The organism is Paenibacillus sp. RC84, assembly GCF_041260495.1.
Taxonomy (GTDB): domain Bacteria; phylum Bacillota; class Bacilli; order Paenibacillales; family NBRC-103111; genus Paenibacillus_F.
Window position 1 is genome coordinate 102358 of the sequence record NZ_JBGBYL010000006.1, and the last position, 17554, is coordinate 119911.

A 17554-nucleotide genomic window follows, 5' to 3' on the forward strand; every position below is an offset into this window, starting at 1 on the left:
TCGGATTGTCGAGAATTTGCCGCTACTCCTTCTTATCCGGCCACAATCGGAAAAAGGAGGAGGGTTCCTAGCAGCCTGAGCCGCTACACAAGCGGCTTTTTTTGAGTGATTGGAGAGGGCGATGATTTTGTTCGGTACCAGGCAAGGGACTCCCTTATGATATTGAGGAGTGCAAACAACACGATGGCGTTTATGAGCCATTCTTTCACCCTGGGCCAAGTCGACACTAGGGTTTTGAAGTTATTTCCTTCGGCGGGCATAAGGTTCGAGGCGGTCAAATCCTGAACGAAATGGGGATTCCATAGAGTTTGATCCGAAAGCATGATGCACACAAGCATCGTTGTAATAATCGTCATCACGATATGGAAAGCCAGCAGCTTGCTCGATCTATAACGCACAATAATTCGGACGATTTGCTTCGTAATGGAAAAGGCGGCGACGATCCACAGAAGCGGCCAATAGCGTCGGAATACATCGTTGTCCAGAAAAGGAACGCTCACAAGCACGCCATCGTGGTACCTCCAGATCCCGAGCAGATCGGTCAAATAGAGACAAATCACCATGACCGCAATGGTAAAAAAGATACTTAAGATTGGCCTGATCCTTTTGATTTTCAACTTTGCGTCCGGAATCAGCGGCAAATCGGAGGGTCTCCACGCTTTATTCCTGCTGCCGTTACCGGCGATATTTATTCGCTGCCTATACTCCATCCAAGCGAATACAACGGTAACCCAAGCGAATCCTTGTGCAGCACCCGTAACTAGGGAGGCCAGGTAGCTTGTAACCGGGTCTAGCTTCCCCGAATGTGAAAGGAATGTATCGATGATGAAAACAGCGGTTAGTCCTATGACAATCGAGGCCAACACAATCTTTAGCGTAGTCAAGTAAGCGTCGATCAGCATCGGACCGATCAGGTAACGCTCGTACCCGCGATACTTCGCGGCCAGCTCATTCGGAGGGCCCAGCTCAAGCAGTACGCTTTCGACATCCTCTTTAGATGCTTGGCCAGTTGGTATGCGCTCCTCCAGCATATCTTCAATGAGGCTTTGCAATTCCCGTCTAATATCCTCTCTATGCTGCTCAGGCAGACGCTGCGTCACCGCATAAATATAACGGTCAATTACTTCCATGCTGCTCTCCTCCTCCAAGATCAGTCAAAATACCTTCCATGCTGGCGACTAGCTTGCGCCACTCCTGGCACAGACCCGCATATACTTTCTTCCCGAACGGGCTGAGCAGATAGTATTTACGGGGGCGCGATTCATTCGTATCCCATCTGCTCTCCAACAGCTCTTGCTTCTCCAGTCTGCGAAGCAGGGGGTACAAGGTGCCGGGCTCGACAGCGATTCCTTTTTCCTCCAATAAGGGTACGAGAGAATAGCCATACCGCGGTTCGGATAATTGACTGAGCACGCCAATGACAATCGTGCCCCGTCGCAGCTCGCTTAATAAACCCGTTATCGTTTCATTTACATCCGCCATATGATCAGCTCCTGGAAATTATTATACTGTGTGTCACACACTATTGTAAATGGAACAATATTATTATTTTTACTTGAGTCTTATATCCAGATTTAAATGATTCCTTTGTCTGCATTACAACCCTCCAAAGATGTTTATTTTTCACGTTTGACTTGCATCTCCTTTGATTTTTTGATATTTTTGTTATTAACAAATTATTATTATCAAAATGATACTAAGATTATGCGGGCGATTATTGGACCGATCAAATATCTGAACGGCAATGAAATAACATAGAGCAAAGAAGGAGGCGAGTACATTGGATTTGTTGGATCGCGATGGCCTTACGGAACGTGAATTTTTGGAACAGTATCGGGTGGGGGATTTCGAGCGGCCCTCGGTGGCTGCAGATATGGCCATCTTCACCGTCACGAACACGGAGGCGGCCAGCTACCGCAAGCTTCCGGAGAAAGAGCTGCGCGTCTTGCTCATCCGACGGGGAGGGCATCCGTACATAGGCAAATGGGCGCTTCCGGGCGGCTTCGTCCGGCTAGGCGAGACGACGGAGCAGGCAGCAACGAGGGAGCTGCGCGAAGAGACCGGCGTGGATGATGTCTATCTGGAGCAGTTGTACACATTCAGCGATATTGGGCGTGACCCCCGAACTTGGGTGATGAGCTGCAGCTATATGGCTCTGATCGACAGCGATCAGGTACAGTTGAAGGCAGGGGATGACGCTGCCGACGCTACCTGGTTCAAGGTAACCTATCGGCGGCTGCGGGAGCGGAAAGAACTGCTCGAGAATGGGTATGTAAAAACGTATGAATATGAGCTCAAGCTTAACAGTGAAGAGGAGGAGCTTACGGCCGTTGTGGATCGGACAGTGACGGTAAAGCCTACCTCGGCGTCTACCGTATACTCCATCGTATCGAATAATGGACTGGCTTTCGATCATGCGAAAATTATTGCCTGTGCCATTGAACGACTAAGGGGAAAAGTGAATTATACCGATATTGCCCTGCATTTGATGCCGCCCTTATTTACGCTGACGGAGCTGCAGCAGGTCTACGAGGTTATTTTAGACAAAGAGCTGTTGAAAGCTGCTTTTCGGCGTAAAGTGGCCGATCTTGTGGTAGAGACCGACCACTACACTGAAAATGCGGGACATCGTCCTTCCCGCTTATATCGAAGAAGATTGGAGGATTAGAGATGATATACACGATCGAAGAGTTAAGAAAGGCTTATAACGAGGGAAACAAATTCAAATTTGTGTTCTTCTGGGGCCATACACCGTCAAAGGACGGCAGCGTCGACAAAAGTTGTTTTAGTCAATGGTGGAAGAGCCCGTTTGTGATAGAGGGGACTGCGTATTCCTGCACGGAGCAGTTTATGATGGCTGAGAAAGCAAGGCTGTTCGGAGATGACGAAATGCTGGATGCGATCCTCAAGGCCCATCATCCCAAGGAGATGAAAGCTTATGGGCGCGCGGTTAGAAACTTCGACAAGGACGTATGGGACCAAGAATGCTATGGCATCGTCAGAAGAGGCAGTCTGGCCAAGTTTACGCAAAACCCGGATCTTGGCGGATACCTCAAGTCGACGAAAAACCGTATTCTCGTCGAGGCGAGCCCGCGGGACCGCATCTGGGGAATTGGCATGGGCCAGTCCAACCCGGACGCGGAGAACCCCATCAAATGGAGAGGGAGGAATCTGCTTGGATTCGTGCTAACCGATGTGCGCGACGAATTATTGCGCGATTAACTTCAGGCGGAATCGGTACGGACGAAAGAAGGGGAAAAAAATGAACCGAAAAGAAATGGCAGAATGTCATGAACCTCTTCGACGGCGAAAATCATTGATTTGTTTTTTTATTCTTCTCTAACTCGGCATTTAATTTAGCATTCTCTCTCAACAAACTTGCATTCTCTTCCAATAACTTTTGTACGTCTGAGACATTCTTACCGGAAACCCAGCCATACAAATCGTCTCTTCCTTCATATTCTGGCAATTTATCGTGAATAACCAGCTTAATGTGCCGTACATCTTCAACATAAAATGTAGGTACTGTTTCGAATACGGATTGCCTAAATTCTTGGAACTCCTGATAGTATTCAATTGCTGCGAAGTCGTATGGCTTTTGTCTTAATGCTTCATCTGTGACAACAAAAGCAAATCTAGGTTTGCCCGCTTCTCCGGCATACTCATATTCCCAATGTGTATAGCTCTTAGATTCATCAGGAAGAGTTAAACCATAGAATCCTCCGAGAATCAGGATATATACATCGGACTCGTCGATCCATCTCTTCCTAATTTTCATTGGACTTTCCTTGAAAAATTGCTCGATTCCAGCAGGGATATGGCCGGCTTGAAGTATGGCTTCAACAGCGGTATGTCTTTCCTCAATAAGATCGTTGAAAGTAGACGATATGTAGACTTGTAGTTTTTTTCTCATAGGCCACCTTTATTAAGTGAAATTATTATAAATTGTACCATCGGCTCACTTTATTTATCAATATTTGCCGAAGTAGCCGAGGTAATGCGTGATCCGTATTACAGGCGACAAAGCCGACTTTTCGAAGTGCCTCGGCACCGAATCGTCAATCTGTCGTGCAGATCATGAAAATATAAATCCATAAGAACATCAACGAAGGAGCGTGCCGCGGCAGCTCCTTTCACATTTTTCGCGGGCAGACACCGAGCAACATGTTTACATTGTAACGGAAGCGGGCGTCTAATGTGAGGGCGGCAATGGAATCCGCATAAAGAATTCATAGTACGGTCCGGTTCGCCGCAGCCAGATATCTCCTTCATGCAGCTGCATGATGCTCTGTGCAATCGAAAGGCCAAGACCCGACCCGTGCGGCATCCGGTGGTCGTTCCTCGATTCGTCGGCTTTATAGAATCGGTCGAACAGCCTTTTTTCCTGCTCAGGCGTAATGGCCAAACCCGTGTTGGCGATAGACAGTACGACCCATGTGTGCTCTGCATTCATTACGATATCGATGCTGCCCGGTTTTACGCTGAATTTGAGCGCATTGGTTAACAAGTTATCGATGGCCCGGACGATTTTGTCTGCATCGATACATACATCTACTTTCCGATCGGGCAGCGTACTGTTCACTCTGATCTGGTGCTGCTCAGCGAGCGGAAGGAATTCCATGATGATCTGATTCAGCATACCGACCAGGTCGACCCGGCTTTTGTCCAGAGCCACCTGATTGTTGGTCAGCCGTGTGTACTCGAATAAATCGTCAATTAATTTTTTGAGCTGGTTGGATTTGTTCAGCGCATTATTAACGTAATTCTTCAGCACGCCGCTTGTCTCCGGATGTTCGATCAGGACGGTTAAATAGCCGATAATACTCGTCAGAGGAGTTCTCAAATCATGAGATATGTTCGTTATAAGCTCACTCTTGGCTTGCTCGGCCAGCCGCTCTTTGGCGATCATCTCCTCTAGCTGTCCCGCCATCTCGTTGATGCTTGCGGTGAGGGTTCCGAGCTCATCCTTGCTTTTGACCGGCAGTCGTATGGATAGCTTGCCCTCGGCAATTTGCCGGACTCCTCTGCTCATGGTCCGGATTTCTTTCATTTTGCTGTAGGTGAGCAAATAAAACAGCAGCAGGAATAACAGCAGAAACACAAGCGAGCTGTACAGGGGAGGATTCTCATATACATAACCTCGTTCTGCAAAGAGCGGCCCCGATACGACAAGAAACAGCTTCTGACCCTGATATTGGATGGGTGTAATCGCCGTATACATAGTGCCGGACTCGGGCTGATTCTCCGTCTCCCTCTGCTCATAGATAATTTGGTATAAATCGATCTTATCCTCTGTAACCGATGGGGAATGATAGACGATAGTCCCTTGCATATCGGAAAGCAGAATGCGCAGCCGGCTTGCCTCGCTCTCGCGCTTTAGCAGCGGATCGATCCCCTCCGGACCGGAGAGCACGGGTATCTGCCGCTCTATGTCGCTCAAGTGCTGTTTGACGTTCTGTTTGCTTGTTTCAAAACTGGTAAAGTAGACCTTACGCGATTCCCGCGTCACATAGTCGAAGAGCAGACTCAAAATCGTCGTGAGCACGAGGGTCGCTCCGAAAGCCAGCATTAGCTTTACCCGCAGACTCTTGATCCAATCCGGTCTTTTGAGTCTAATCAATTTTATAGCCCACTCCCCAGACGGTTTTGATATATTTGGGCTCCCGGGGATTGTCCTTGAGTTTTTCGCGAAGATTCCGGATATGCACCATTACCGTTTTGTCGGATTGCAACGCGGGGTCCTTCCAGATCGTTTCGTAAATTCTGTCCACGCTGAATACATGCCCCCGGTGAGTGGCGAGCAGCTCCAGAATATCGAACTCCAGCGGAGTAAGAGAGATATCCTTGCCTTTGACCGTTACCTGGTGGCGGGGGATATTAAGGACCAAATCTCCAATGCTAAGCTCTAGTGGCTGCCGCTTATCCTGCGTCTCGCTCATCCGGACCCGCCGCAGCTGCGATTTGACCCGGGCGACAAGCTCCAGAGGATTAAACGGCTTGGATAAATAATCGTCCGCACCGCTCGTTAAGCCTAATATTTTGTCCATGTCTTCGTTCTTGGCGGAGAGCATAATAATCGGGGTATTCCGGGTTTGCCGAATTTGAATGCAGGCCTTGATCCCGTCGAGCCTCGGCATCATCACGTCCAAAATGACCAGATCGAACTCCTTCTTCCGAAGCAGCTCCAAGCCCGCGGCCCCATCTTCGGCTTCCATGACCTCGTACCCTTCATTTTTGAGAAAAATTTGGACAATGTCGCGGATTTCCGGCTCATCGTCAATGATTAGGACGGAGGCCCCTTTCTCGTTCTTCATTCGGAACACACCTTCTTCTTTTTACGAATCGCTTTGATAACGGCGGCACTGCTTATGAAAATAACGGCTGCAGCCAGGCCATAATACCCGTATTTATACACATTATTTCCTATCCGCTCGATGCTGCCTCCAAAATAATAACCGATAATAAAATAAATCGTCGTCCACAGCAGTCCGGTCGAGTAGGAAATCATCGCGTATTTAGGGAACGGCATTTTATTGACTCCCGCCAAGTAAGGCAGAACATGACGAACTACCGGAAAACAGTAGCTGATCACCAGCGCGAACGACCCGTATTTCTCGAGCAACCGATCGGATTTTTGAATGTAGGGCGCGATTTTTTTCTTCTCGCGCAAACGCTCGACGACGTGCGGTCCCATCACTCTGCCTAAAATATAACCTAATGATAACCCGGACACTACTCCCAGGTAGGTCATAACATAAGCCGGAACCGTCTGCAGCAAGTGCAGCGAACCGACCATTCCCCCCGTCATGACAACCACTTCATCCGGTATCGGCATCCCGACTATGCCCAGCCATAGCGAGAAAAAGAGCGCGAAATAACCGAAGTGATGAATGCCATCGAGTATGGAATCAATGCTCATGATGTCTCCTCCAATTCTAATTTAATAATGAACAAAAGGAAAATCAGGAAATTTTTAGGATAATGGCATTTATTTGCATGTATAGACGAAAGCCGGAGGGAGGTTCCACGGAACAAGTGAGATGCTTACCTCGTCGAACGCAGCCTGCAGCATGGTTTTCATCTGCAGCGAATATTGGAATGTAATGAACAATCCGTCTTCCCTTAACGTCTCGCGAACTTGCCGGATGATCTTCTCCCGATCCGCTTGCGAAAAGTTGGCGAAAGGCAGCCCCGAGACGATACAGTCCACTCGGCCCGCTCCGATGCTGCTCAAGCTGTCTTTAAGCTCCAGCGCATTGGGGAACATATGGAATCCGACGAACTCTCGCTTGAGTAAATCCCTCATCTCCTCTTCCTTCTCAAAGACGGCGACTTGGCAATCCGGACGAACTAGGTCATAAATCATTTGGGTGAATACCCCTGTTCCCGCTCCCAATTCGACTAACGTGTGCACATGATTCCAGGGCACAGGCTCCAACATTTTTTGCGTCAATCTGTTCGAGCTTGGGGCAATACTCCCGACGTCGTGGGGATTTTGAATAAATTTTTTAAGGAAGCGCCATCTATCGGTGATCTTGGTTTTTATAAAGGTGTTAGCCAGCATATGTTCACTTCAACTCCTTAATGTACTTTATGGATTACTGGCCTTATCTTATCGAAAATTTATTAGCATTTACGTCAGTAAACAATAAAGATTTTCTTAAGATCTATTGAAAAAAAGACATGCCCTTACTTCAAGGACATGTCTTCGCCATGCGAATTTGCCGCCACATACAATACAAAAAAGGAGCCTTAAAAGGCTCCCATGCGGGGCAGTCGCATCATTATGAGGGGATCGAGTGTGGAGAGACTCACTCCATGACAAGCCCGCCGGTAACGGGCGTGTATGTTCCCGTCAGGAATCGGGCGCCGTCTCCGGCGAGAAAAGAGATAACTCCCGCCACATCTTCCGGCTCGGCAATCCGGCCGAGTGGTGTGAAGCTGCCTATCACGCGAGCCTCTTCCTCAGAGATCATAAGAGTCTCATCGGCTCTAACGAAGCCGGGAGCGACGACATTTGCCGAGATCCCGCAGGGGCCGAATTCTTGCGCAATATATCGCGCAAACGTATCGAGCCCGCCCTTCGCCGTACCGAATGCGATATATTGAGGGGTAGGATCTTTGGCATCCGTGCTGGACAGATAGATGATCCGGCCGAATTGCTGTGCCGTCATCGTCGGGATAACTGCCTTCGTCGGCTCGAATGCCGCCTTCAACTCATCGGTCAGCTGCCGTTCGAATGACTCCCAAGAGAGCTCGGCAAAGGTCGCGGCTGTAGCGCCGTTACTCGCATTGCATACGAGAACATCAATACGCCCGAATGCTTGCTTCACGGCTTTCACGAGCTGTTCCATTTGTCCCGCACTGCGGGCATCCGCCGGAATCGACACGGCCTCGCCGCCATCCGCAACAATCTCGGACACGACGGATTCGGCGGTCAACTCATTTCCAAAGTCGTTGACAACAATCTTCGCTCCCTGTTTAGCCAACTGAATGCACGTCGCTCTCCCGACCCCCCGAGCGCCCCCGGTAACAATCGCTACTTTTCCATCTAAGGACATCATGAGCAAACCTCCCTCTTTGAACTTATTTCGTATCCGACACGCCATACTGTCCCGCAATATCCAGAGCAGTCTGCCTCACTTTTGCGGCAATAGAAGCAGGCTCAAGCACAATAACATCCGTCATATAATGGAACACAGTACGGATCAGCCAATGTTCACTCGAGTAGGTCATGCGCACAATAAGCTGTCCATCCGACAACCGTTCAATATCCTTTTCATCAAAATGGTCCATCACGGACACGGCAGCCGATGCTTTAAATTGAAGGACAACTGCAATCGCCTCATTTGCCTCGGTTATCTCAGGTTTCTTCCACCTGTCATTCAACTGCGCAAGCGACTCCGCTCGACGAATGAAGGTGCCGGCTTGTATGCCTAATTCCCGAATACGCGTCAGCTTGAAGATGCGATAATCGCCCCGCAAGCGACAATAGCCGTGAAGGTACCACGCGTAGTTCTTGAGCACGAGCGCCATCGGTTCTACCTCGCGCTTTTGTTCATCGCCCGTTCTGCTCGTGTATCTGAATCGGATGAGCTTCCGATCATTCACGGCTTGGCGAAGCGAATTATACCGACTTTGGTCCTCTTCGCTATTTTTCCAAGGGGTAAAATCTATATGAATACGGTCTCCTTCTCCTGCCCGGCCCTGCTCGGCTTGCGCCACCATTGCGCCGACTTTGCTGAGGAGGAGATCCATATTCGAGCGATCGTAGGCCTTCGTAGACTCAAGACCGCGAAGCGCAGTGGAGAGGGCGGTCAGCTCATCGAAGGACAGCAGCTGCCGATCCAGGCGGAAGCTGTCCATAATCTCATAACCGCCTTCCATGCCGGTATAGGAGACGATGGGAATGCCGGCTTGACCGAGCGAATCGAGATCGCGATAAATGGTGCGCAGAGACACTTCAAGCTGGTCCGCCAATTCCTGCGCTTGTACCCGCTTTCGATTGAGCAGCAAAATCGTAATGGTCATTAACCGTTCAAGCTTCAATGTCATCTCTCCTAAGTCGGCCTGCTGCAGCTTGCCGATAGATGAATTAGTGTGCGGTGGCGAATTCTTCGCCTTCGGCAGCCGGATCCATTTTATCCTTCGTCATCAGAAATGCCGCAATCAGCGCCAAAACAGCGGGAATGAGGCTCCAGGCAAAGGTTGCTCCGATGGAGCCCGACAGCCCGGCGGTAATGGAATCAAGAAGCTGAGGATCCACGGATTGCCGAAGCGCCGGATTCAGCAACGAATGGGGATCGCTTAAGTTCAAGTCAACCGGGACCGCTATGTCGCCTTTGCCAAGCGATTCGGTGAGCTTCGAGAGCAAGCTGTGGCTTTGTACCATCCCAAAAATGGTAATGCCAAGCGCCATGCCGAGCGAACGGTTGAAATTCAAAGTCGCGTTTGCCGCCCCGCGTTGCGCCGCAGGGAACGAATGAAGCACAGAAGTGCTTAATACCGAGAAGGAAGCGCCAATCCCGAGACCGATCAGAATCATAATCCCTGTAATGGAAAGTCGAGAAGATTCTACCGTAATTTGTGAGAGGAGGGCAAGGCCTGTCAGCAGCATCGCCAGCGTCCCTATCATGATTGTCCGGTATTGCAGTTTCGTCATCAGAAATCCGCCAAGCGTCGCGGTGACAACTGAACCCAGCATCATCGGCAATAAGGTCAACCCCGAATTGGAGGCGGAACCGCCAAGCACGCCTTGCACGTAGATCGGAATAAAAATCGCCGCGGTCATGTATGCTGCGCCGCTGAACATGGCGACCAGATTGCTCGTCGTGTACAGTCTGCTGCGGAACAAGCCGAACGAGATGATCGGTTCTGCGGCTTTTTTCTCGACTATGACAAGCATGAAAGCAAGAACCGCGAATCCAGTGAACAACCCGATAATTTGCGGGGAATCCCAGGCATATGTTTTGCCGCCCAGCTCAAGCCCGAAAATAAAGCAGACGACAGTCCCTATGAGAAGAATAGAACCCGCCCAATCGATTTTTTGCTGCGAATGCTCCGCCGATTCTTTGTAGAACAAGGCAATCATCAGCAAGGCAATGAAGCCCAGCGGCAGATTGATGTAGAAAATCCACGACCAATTTATGTGATCCGTGATGTACCCGCCGAGCAGCGGACCAACCACACTGGACAAACCGAACACCGCTCCGAATGCCCCCATCATCTTCCCGCGATCCTTGGGTGACACGACATCGAACAAAATCGTGAACGCAATGGATACCATCGCCCCGGCCCCGACCCCTTGCACAGCCCGATAGATACTTAACTCTACGATGGATTGCGCTATTCCGCACAACGCGGAACCGATCATAAACACGATGATCCCAAAGATGAAAAAACGTTTGCGCCCATACATATCGGACAGCTTGCCGAAGATCGGCATGCAGGCCATCTCTGTAACCATATATGCTGTGGTGACCCATACGAACTTGTCGAGTCCTCCCATCTCTCCGACGATCGTGCCGATCGCCGTTGATACAATCGTATTGTCCATGGACGCCATCAGAATTGCAAGCAGCAGTCCTCCAACGATTGCGGACAGTTTGTTTCTCATATACTCCCATTCCTTTCATGTACCTGAATTGATTGCTGAACAATCATCTGAGATCATCATAAGCTACCCTTGTTGACATCTGTATGTCAGGGAAGGAATGCTCCATTGGCGTTTTTCGAAATAAGGTTCCAAGAGGGCTGAGGCTGGGCCCGTAGCGGCAGACCACCGGGTGTGCGGGACTAGTTCAACCCGACGGCTTATGTAAAGCACCATATGGAAGGGGCGAAGTTGCAGAAGCCGGTATTTGTGGAAAGCGCGGTACGGATGCCCTATGCGGTTAGCCAAGGGATTGCCGGGGGCAGTCCTTTGGGTTAAAGCTTTGAGATTTCCATAAAATTGTAATATGATAGACTTGTTTCCATTATTTTCGTAGAAGGCGTTGCTCTTACGCGATTTAGAAAACCGTAACCTAAGGAGTGATAGAAATGGCGCGGGTTTTATTTATTAATGCCGGCTCGGAGGGACATATCAATCCGACGATTGGCGTTGTGCAGGAGCTTATTTCGCGTGGAGAAGAGGTGGTGTACTTCTGTATAGGGGCTTATCGGGACCGCATAGAGAAGACGGGGGCTTCGGTACGAATTATTGACGATCAACAATTTATAGAAGCCTTTACTTCCGGTGGAAAAGACTATGTACTCGAAAGAGCCATCGGTCTTTTGCTTACGGCGGATGTAGTCATCCCGGCCGTCCTCGAGCAGATTCGGGGAGAACATTTTGATTACATGATCCATGATTCCATGTTCGGATGCGGGCGTATGCTCGCTCAGATTCTTAAGCTTCCCGCCATCAGTTCTTGTACTTCTTTTGCGCATATCGAAGAAACGTTCGATGCCCTCCTGGAACCGCCTCCCGTAAAAACCCCCGAAGAAATCGTTGAACGGTTTCATAGCCTGACGAAAAAGGTGGGCGAAAAATACGGTGTAGAGGTCCGTACTCCTTATGAGGTGTTTTGTAATCCGGCTCCGTTTACCATCGTATATACAACAAGGGACTTTCAAACGAATGAGGAGAAATTCGACCAAACGTATAAATTTGTCGGTCCGTCCCTCTCGTCGCGGCCAGCTCAAAAAAATTTCGATTTGACCGCAATCAAGGGGAAAAATCCGATCTACATTTCGCTGGGGACGGTTTTTAACCAGGCGATTGAATTCTACAAGCTCTGTTTCGAGGCGTTCGGGAACACGGAGCATACGATTGTCATGTCTGTAGGGAATAACACCCTAATTTCCGATTTGGGGGAGATACCTGATAATTTCATCGTCAAAAATTACGTTCCGCAAACGGAAGTTTTGCAACACACGAAGTTATTTATCACACACGGCGGAATGAACAGTACCCATGAAGGTCTTTATAACGGGGTCCCACTCGTTGTCATCCCTCAAAACGCCGATCAACCGATGGTTGCGGGGCAAGTCGCCAAAATCGGAGCAGGCCTTGCCCTACAAATGCAAGGGTTGACTGCACATCAACTGCGTGAAGCCGCCGATCAAGTGTTAAGCCCCCCATCTTTCAAAGAAGCTGTTGCAAATATCGGCGAATCTTTTCGGAAATCAGGCGGGTATCGTCAAGCCGTTGATGAGATTTTCGAGTTTAAAAATCGATCTTATATTTACCAGTGAATTTGATCCGATGGCAGGTCATGGAGATAAGCTCCCCCGATTAATTTCGGCGGGAGCTTATTTTTTTGCGACAGCATAACTAACTAACGGTGAGTCTATCTCATTGTTTAGTCGTTGAGGCGGCATACGAACTGAACTTCGCTATGTCAGGTACAACCGGGTTAATTTATGTTAGTGATGTGCAGGTCTATGGGGACAGCGCGGTGAACCTTATCATAACGGCAAATTTTTTGAAATAATGAGATAAAAGGAGAGATTCAAATGTCGTATATCGTTGATTTTAAAGATGTGTCTACGGTTGGTTTAGAGTCTTCACCTGTAGCAGAAGCGCTTGCTGGATTACGTGCTAATGAAGCCCGTTATTTTATGAACAAATACAAGCATGAATTTACGGTTGTACCCGCTAGCGAAAGTCAGGAGACCCTTGATTATGTGAACCGCATTTTGAAAGATGAACGTGATATTGCGTTTGCGGCCAAGCCTTTAGAAACGTCGCGTTTTCAAGTGGAAAATATTCGATTTACCTACGTCTTTTATGAGGACGGGCTTGCGCTCAATGTCATGTATACGGTTGATGACCCTAAGAAGCGGGCCGTCGGTTTTAAGCTTTCCGAGGGAATGGAGGTACCAAAGGAGTTAGAAGGGAAGTTTAAGTTTGCCAGGCAGAAGTCTAAACTAGCCGGAACCATTCGGGGCTCGTTTTTTGTAATCAAAGGAGAATATTAAGGGTAGCAAAAGCTCAATCGGAGGAATCCAGCACGGAAAACCTTATCATAAGTGACGGTGTAAAGTCATTTCCAAGGAAGCGATACAAGTAAATCGTGTAGAAGTAAAGTTAGATTGGAGGAGTTACCATGCTGCTGAAAGATACAGATCAAATGGACGATCTTAAGGAGTTTCTAATCGATTGGTATGGAAAGCATGAAAGCTCCTACGGTGTGCCGGTGGGCGAGCTTCCAGCCTATCTTCCAAAGGCGCTGCATGAATTGTATGCGTTTGCGGGTCGCTGGAAAGATGGTTCGGACGATCACCTGGAGAACTCTCCAGAGATATTTCAACAGCAGGATTGTCTCTATTCGGTGGAGCGAGTGAAGAGGGATGGGGATAAGATTACGTTTCTTGAGGAAAATCAAGCAAACTGGACTTGCCAGGTGGAGGCAGGCAACAACAATTCTCCTGTCTATTGCGACGAACGTTTGCTTTGGGATGACCATGCAGAGGGACATACCATCGTAAATGACTCTCTATATCATTTTCTGAAAAGTTTTTGTTTACAGGAGGTTGTTTTCGGCTGCAAACACCTTTATATAGTAGAAGGAAAATTAGACCCTATACAGATGTTGTTTGATAAGCCGATTGAAGATGTGTGGCTTAATGGGTATTATATTAGCCCCAAAGAAGAGAAATCTACGCATGCCTTTTACCGATGTGGGGACGTGCTGGTTATGGAGCGCTATGGTGACTTTTGGTTAGGATCGAACAGTGATTTGCCTGCAACCTTGAATGATGAAGCCCTGTCTTCAATCAAATTGAGAAAGATTAAACCTGATTGAGTCGGTTGCAAAAGTCGTAAGCCCATTGGGGTTATAGGTGTCTCTTATGAAAGCATCCGGAATAGCAATTTTACCTGGGAGGGATTGTGTTGCAGCAGCTCTTTAACGATATGATAAAGCAGGACGTAAAGCCGTTCCTTTCCAAGCACGGCTTCGCAAAGAAGGGTTTGAATTTCAGTAAAACAACAGAAGGCCTCATCTACATAATTAATTTTCAAAAATCCTCCGGTAATTCGGCGGACAATGTCATGTTTTATGTGAACTGCGGCATTTATGCGGCGGAGCTAGCGCAGATCCAATCGAAAGAGATATTGACGGCTCCTCAGGAAGTGGAATGTCACTTCAGAGCAAGAATCAAGGAAATTGCCCGGGCTGTTCCGGATCGATTCGCAATCACTCCCGATACGAATAGGGATGATTTGAGAAAAACGCTGCTAAGCGGATTGGAAGAAGTTATTCATTTCTATGAAACGATGACCAGTGCCAGATCCATTGTGGAATATTACATTTCGGGTCCGTTTTTGCATCTGGGCGAAGAGAGCTTTCATTTGTTGTTGCAATCTAACGATGCAGCAGCGGCTAAACGTTATTTGAAGGCTTTACATGAAAAATACGGAGCAGAAAATCGATGGGCCATATTCGAAAATAAGTACAAGGCCATCTTCGATAAATATGGAGTGGAATTTGATACGATTCGTTCATGAGATGTGACAGTTTCGCTCAACGGTATTGAAAGAATTCGCATGCTGAACTACTGATAAAAGAAACGGAACTTTAATTCTTGTAGACATTTTAAAAAAGAAAGCAGCCTGCAGGAGCTGCTTTCTTTGGCATATCGGCAATTATTTTTTCAGCATATGGAATACTTGTTCGACGTCCTTATCTCCGCGCCCGGACAAATTAATGATAATAATTTGATCCTTGCTCATCGTTGGCGCGAGATTCTTAGCGTAGGCTACCGCATGTGCGCTTTCGAGCGCAGGGATAATACCTTCCGTACGGGACAACTCTTGGAATGCCGCTAATACTTCCTCATTGCTAATTGTCACGTATTCAGCACGCCCGGTTACCTTCAAATGGCTGTGCTCCGGTCCGATTCCAGGGTAATCAAGGCCTGCGGCAATCGAATAGGTCGGCTTGGGATTCCCTTGCTCGTCAAGCAGCACTAAACATTTGAAGCCGTGGATCAGGCTTGGAACACCTTGAGTTAACGTTGGCGCTTGATCCGGTTCTACGCCGATTAACCGCACTGAAGGCTCGTCCAAATAATGCGCGAAAGCGCCGATCGCATTGCTTCCTCCGCCGACGCAGGCAAGTACCGCATCGGGAAGACGCCCCTCTTTCTCCAGGATTTGTCGTTTCGATTCCTCGCTGACGATGGATTGAAAGTGTTTGACCATCGTCGGGAAAGGATGCGGACCCACAGCTGAACCGAGTAAATAGAACGTGTTTTGATAGTTTTGGACCAAATCGCTCAGTGCCTCGTCTACCGCGTCTTTTAAACGGCCTTGTCCTTTATTAACTGGTACGACAGTAGCCCCGAGCAGCTCCATCCGGAATACGTTTAAAGCTTGACGGCGCGTATCTTCCGCTCCCATGTAGATCACGCAGTCCATGTTAAACATGGCGCATGCCGTCGCAGTTGCAACACCGTGCTGTCCTGCTCCGGTTTCGGCAATCACTCGTTTGGCGCCCATCCGTTTGGCAAGCAGAATTTGTCCGATCACGTTATTGATTTTGTGTGCACCGGTATGATTAAGATCTTCGCGTTTTAAGTAAATTTTAGCTCCGCCCCACGCATCCGTTAATTGTTTGACGTAGGTTAGCGGATTTTCACGACCCACATATTCTTTTAAATAGTATCGGAACTCTTCATTAAATTCGGGATCATCCTTGTACTTGTTGAATTGAGTGCTCAAATAATCCAGCACTTCCTGCAATTCTGGCGGTACAAAGCTGCCTCCGAACTCACCAAAGTATCCTTCTTTCATGTGCTCTTGAATCATTCGTGAAACCGCCTCCATTTAGCTGGATAATGACCAATTCGTTTCTATGCTATCATAGAAAGCGGCAAAAATCTTGTCAACAGTAAATAACTTTGAACAATTAACGGCGGGGCTTCAACCGCTCCGATGGCTCAAAGCGGCAGCACAGGCCCTGTCATTCAGACGGTCGTGCCGTCGCCGGAAAGTAAACATGTATATTGCGAGTGGCCGCTGGCACTGAATACAGCAGAAGCATCCGATATTTTCCGATTGGCCACAGCAAAAGGTGTTCGTCATATCACAGGTCTACAGGCTCGTGCCAATCCGGCTATTAATTATGTGAAGGATCTTCTTAGTGAAGATTACCTAGGGAAGGTTTTATCCATAAATGTAAGCTACTCCATGCCAGGATTCCCTACTAAAGGGAGCACGATTGATCAAGCCCATGCTTATCTTCTCGATAAAAAAAATGGAGCTGACCAGTTGACCATTACCACTGGACATCTTTTAGATGGTCTCACTTACTTGATGGGCAGCCCCTTTACTAAGATAGCAGCCTCATTAGAGACACAATACAAAGAAATAAGTGTTATGGAAACAGGTGAAGTTATTCAAGCTAATGCACCTGATTATGTTGCAATTAATGGGATGTTAAAAAGCGGCGCACTCCTGTCCGGGCAAATTCGTAATTCAAAGATAGCAGGACTATCTATAGAAATAATTGGTACCAAAGGTGAGATCTCTATGAAATCAAAAGACGGGTTAATGTTTCAATGGGATGCGTTCAACTTACAGGCTGTTCTTGGAGAAAATCAAGCTTTTCAATCTTTAATTGTTCCGTCACATTATTACATCAACCCGCAGGAAGTTAATCCTATATCTTATAATATCGCTCAGCTTTATACCCAGTTTGCTAACGACTTGCGAAAAAACACTTACACCACTCCTGATTTCCAAACAGGGTGTAGGCTTCATTATTTATTGGATCAAATAATCAAATCCGCCGAAACAGGTACAGTTCAGTATTTGACGGTCGAGGAATAAGGATAGTCCGAAATGTTGTTGAAACCCAATTACGCATCTCCGGCAAAGCATGCTCCTTAACAAACTTGTCGTTACATAAAGCTCGATGAACCGTACCCTAATAGCGGTAAAGCAGAAAATTGAAGTTCTAATCGGATCTAGTATAATTAGGGGGATGAATTCCTAGTTAAGAGAATAGCTATCAAGTTCTCTCTTCAGAGGGAGACCGCTGCGAAAGCAGCGAGGTAGGAAGGT

Annotated in this window: 18 protein-coding genes; 7 read left to right on the forward strand and 11 right to left on the reverse strand. The window is 48.0% G+C overall.

Annotation, left to right across the window (positions count from 1 at the left end):
- Window positions 1-83: 83 nt before the first annotated feature.
- Window positions 84-1130 (reverse strand): HAAS signaling domain-containing protein, encoded by a 1047-nt coding sequence (locus ABH899_RS15135; RefSeq protein ID WP_369997625.1) that lies wholly within the window; start codon window positions 1128-1130, stop codon window positions 84-86.
- On the reverse strand, window positions 1117-1482 hold the full coding sequence (locus ABH899_RS15140) for a PadR family transcriptional regulator (protein WP_369997627.1): 366 nt from the start codon (window positions 1480-1482) through the stop codon (window positions 1117-1119). Before ABH899_RS15140 ends, ABH899_RS15135 begins: the two co-directional genes overlap by 14 nt.
- A gap of 298 nt (window positions 1483-1780) precedes the next feature.
- Between ABH899_RS15140 and ABH899_RS15145 the strand changes: the two genes are divergently transcribed.
- Window positions 1781-2668, forward strand: a complete 888-nt coding sequence (locus ABH899_RS15145; RefSeq protein WP_369997629.1) for an NUDIX hydrolase — start codon at window positions 1781-1783, stop codon at window positions 2666-2668.
- A gap of 2 nt (window positions 2669-2670) precedes the next feature.
- A complete protein-coding gene (locus ABH899_RS15150; protein ID WP_369997631.1) occupies window positions 2671-3222 on the forward strand; it encodes a riboflavin biosynthesis intermediates N-glycosidase in 552 nt (183 codons plus the stop codon).
- Window positions 3223-3313: 91 nt separating this feature from the next.
- Here the strand turns inward: ABH899_RS15150 and ABH899_RS15155 are convergent, their stop codons facing one another.
- From ABH899_RS15155 to ABH899_RS15190, 8 genes are all read right to left on the reverse strand, one after another.
- Complete coding sequence (locus ABH899_RS15155; RefSeq protein ID WP_369997634.1) at window positions 3314-3913, reverse strand: DUF4062 domain-containing protein; 600 nt, start codon at window positions 3911-3913, stop codon at window positions 3314-3316.
- 279 nt (window positions 3914-4192) lie between these two features.
- The gene (locus tag ABH899_RS15160; RefSeq protein WP_369997636.1) at window positions 4193-5620 is read right to left on the reverse strand and encodes a sensor histidine kinase; all 1428 of its coding nucleotides are present in this window, start codon (window positions 5618-5620) and stop codon (window positions 4193-4195) included.
- Window positions 5613-6314, reverse strand: coding sequence for a response regulator transcription factor (locus tag ABH899_RS15165; RefSeq protein ID WP_009672927.1), 702 nt, complete (start codon window positions 6312-6314; stop codon window positions 5613-5615). The genes ABH899_RS15160 and ABH899_RS15165 overlap by 8 nt, the downstream gene beginning before the upstream one ends.
- Entirely contained in the window at window positions 6311-6919 is a 609-nt protein-coding gene (locus ABH899_RS15170) for a DedA family protein (protein WP_369997639.1), read from the reverse strand. The genes ABH899_RS15165 and ABH899_RS15170 overlap by 4 nt, the downstream gene beginning before the upstream one ends.
- Window positions 6920-6988: 69 nt before the next feature.
- Window positions 6989-7564, reverse strand: coding sequence for a class I SAM-dependent methyltransferase (locus tag ABH899_RS15175; protein ID WP_369997642.1), 576 nt, complete (start codon window positions 7562-7564; stop codon window positions 6989-6991).
- A 247-nt stretch (window positions 7565-7811) separates the two neighbouring features.
- Complete coding sequence (locus ABH899_RS15180) at window positions 7812-8564, reverse strand: SDR family NAD(P)-dependent oxidoreductase (protein WP_369997644.1); 753 nt, start codon at window positions 8562-8564, stop codon at window positions 7812-7814.
- Window positions 8565-8586: 22 nt separating this feature from the next.
- The gene (locus ABH899_RS15185) at window positions 8587-9549 is read right to left on the reverse strand and encodes a helix-turn-helix transcriptional regulator (protein ID WP_369997647.1); all 963 of its coding nucleotides are present in this window, start codon (window positions 9547-9549) and stop codon (window positions 8587-8589) included.
- Window positions 9550-9595: 46 nt separating this feature from the next.
- Entirely contained in the window at window positions 9596-11116 is a 1521-nt protein-coding gene (locus ABH899_RS15190) for an MDR family MFS transporter (RefSeq protein WP_369997649.1), read from the reverse strand.
- 425 nt (window positions 11117-11541) lie between these two features.
- On the opposite strand from ABH899_RS15190, the gene ABH899_RS15195 reads away from it, so the two are divergent.
- The 4 genes from ABH899_RS15195 (at window position 11542) to ABH899_RS15210 (ending at window position 14995) form a co-directional block, all read left to right on the forward strand.
- Window positions 11542-12738 carry a macrolide family glycosyltransferase gene (locus tag ABH899_RS15195; RefSeq protein ID WP_369997651.1) on the forward strand — a complete coding sequence of 399 codons (1197 nt, stop codon included), beginning with the start codon at window positions 11542-11544 and terminating at the stop codon, window positions 12736-12738.
- A gap of 261 nt (window positions 12739-12999) precedes the next feature.
- Window positions 13000-13464, forward strand: coding sequence for a phage tail protein (locus ABH899_RS15200; protein ID WP_369997653.1), 465 nt, complete (start codon window positions 13000-13002; stop codon window positions 13462-13464).
- A gap of 128 nt (window positions 13465-13592) precedes the next feature.
- Entirely contained in the window at window positions 13593-14291 is a 699-nt protein-coding gene (locus tag ABH899_RS15205) for a hypothetical protein (RefSeq protein ID WP_369997655.1), read from the forward strand.
- 86 nt (window positions 14292-14377) lie between these two features.
- Window positions 14378-14995, forward strand: a complete 618-nt coding sequence (locus tag ABH899_RS15210) for a DUF4304 domain-containing protein (RefSeq protein ID WP_369997657.1) — start codon at window positions 14378-14380, stop codon at window positions 14993-14995.
- Window positions 14996-15133: 138 nt separating this feature from the next.
- Here the strand turns inward: ABH899_RS15210 and trpB are convergent, their stop codons facing one another.
- On the reverse strand, window positions 15134-16297 hold the full coding sequence (trpB, locus tag ABH899_RS15215; protein ID WP_369997660.1) for a tryptophan synthase subunit beta: 1164 nt from the start codon (window positions 16295-16297) through the stop codon (window positions 15134-15136).
- 126 nt (window positions 16298-16423) lie between these two features.
- On the opposite strand from trpB, the gene ABH899_RS15220 reads away from it, so the two are divergent.
- Window positions 16424-17320, forward strand: a complete 897-nt coding sequence (locus ABH899_RS15220; protein ID WP_369997663.1) for a Gfo/Idh/MocA family protein — start codon at window positions 16424-16426, stop codon at window positions 17318-17320.
- Window positions 17321-17554 lie beyond the last annotated feature (234 nt).

Coding starts and splice junctions, on each gene's coding strand:
- ABH899_RS15135 (WP_369997625.1), bottom strand. CDS start 1,130: ATGGAAGTAATTGACCGTTATATTTATGCGGTGACGCAGCGTCTGCCT.
- ABH899_RS15140 (WP_369997627.1), bottom strand. CDS start 1,482: ATGGCGGATGTAAATGAAACGATAACGGGTTTATTAAGCGAGCTGCGA.
- ABH899_RS15150 (WP_369997631.1), top strand. CDS start 2,671: ATGATATACACGATCGAAGAGTTAAGAAAGGCTTATAACGAGGGAAAC.
- ABH899_RS15155 (WP_369997634.1), bottom strand. CDS start 3,913: ATGAGAAAAAAACTACAAGTCTACATATCGTCTACTTTCAACGATCTT.
- ABH899_RS15165 (WP_009672927.1), bottom strand. CDS start 6,314: ATGAAGAACGAGAAAGGGGCCTCCGTCCTAATCATTGACGATGAGCCG.
- ABH899_RS15170 (WP_369997639.1), bottom strand. CDS start 6,919: ATGAGCATTGATTCCATACTCGATGGCATTCATCACTTCGGTTATTTC.
- ABH899_RS15175 (WP_369997642.1), bottom strand. CDS start 7,564: ATGCTGGCTAACACCTTTATAAAAACCAAGATCACCGATAGATGGCGC.
- ABH899_RS15180 (WP_369997644.1), bottom strand. CDS start 8,564: ATGATGTCCTTAGATGGAAAAGTAGCGATTGTTACCGGGGGCGCTCGG.
- ABH899_RS15190 (WP_369997649.1), bottom strand. CDS start 11,116: ATGAGAAACAAACTGTCCGCAATCGTTGGAGGACTGCTGCTTGCAATT.
- ABH899_RS15195 (WP_369997651.1), top strand. CDS start 11,542: ATGGCGCGGGTTTTATTTATTAATGCCGGCTCGGAGGGACATATCAAT.
- ABH899_RS15200 (WP_369997653.1), top strand. CDS start 13,000: ATGTCGTATATCGTTGATTTTAAAGATGTGTCTACGGTTGGTTTAGAG.
- ABH899_RS15205 (WP_369997655.1), top strand. CDS start 13,593: ATGCTGCTGAAAGATACAGATCAAATGGACGATCTTAAGGAGTTTCTA.
- trpB (WP_369997660.1), bottom strand. CDS start 16,297: ATGATTCAAGAGCACATGAAAGAAGGATACTTTGGTGAGTTCGGAGGC.
- ABH899_RS15220 (WP_369997663.1), top strand. CDS start 16,424: ATGGCTCAAAGCGGCAGCACAGGCCCTGTCATTCAGACGGTCGTGCCG.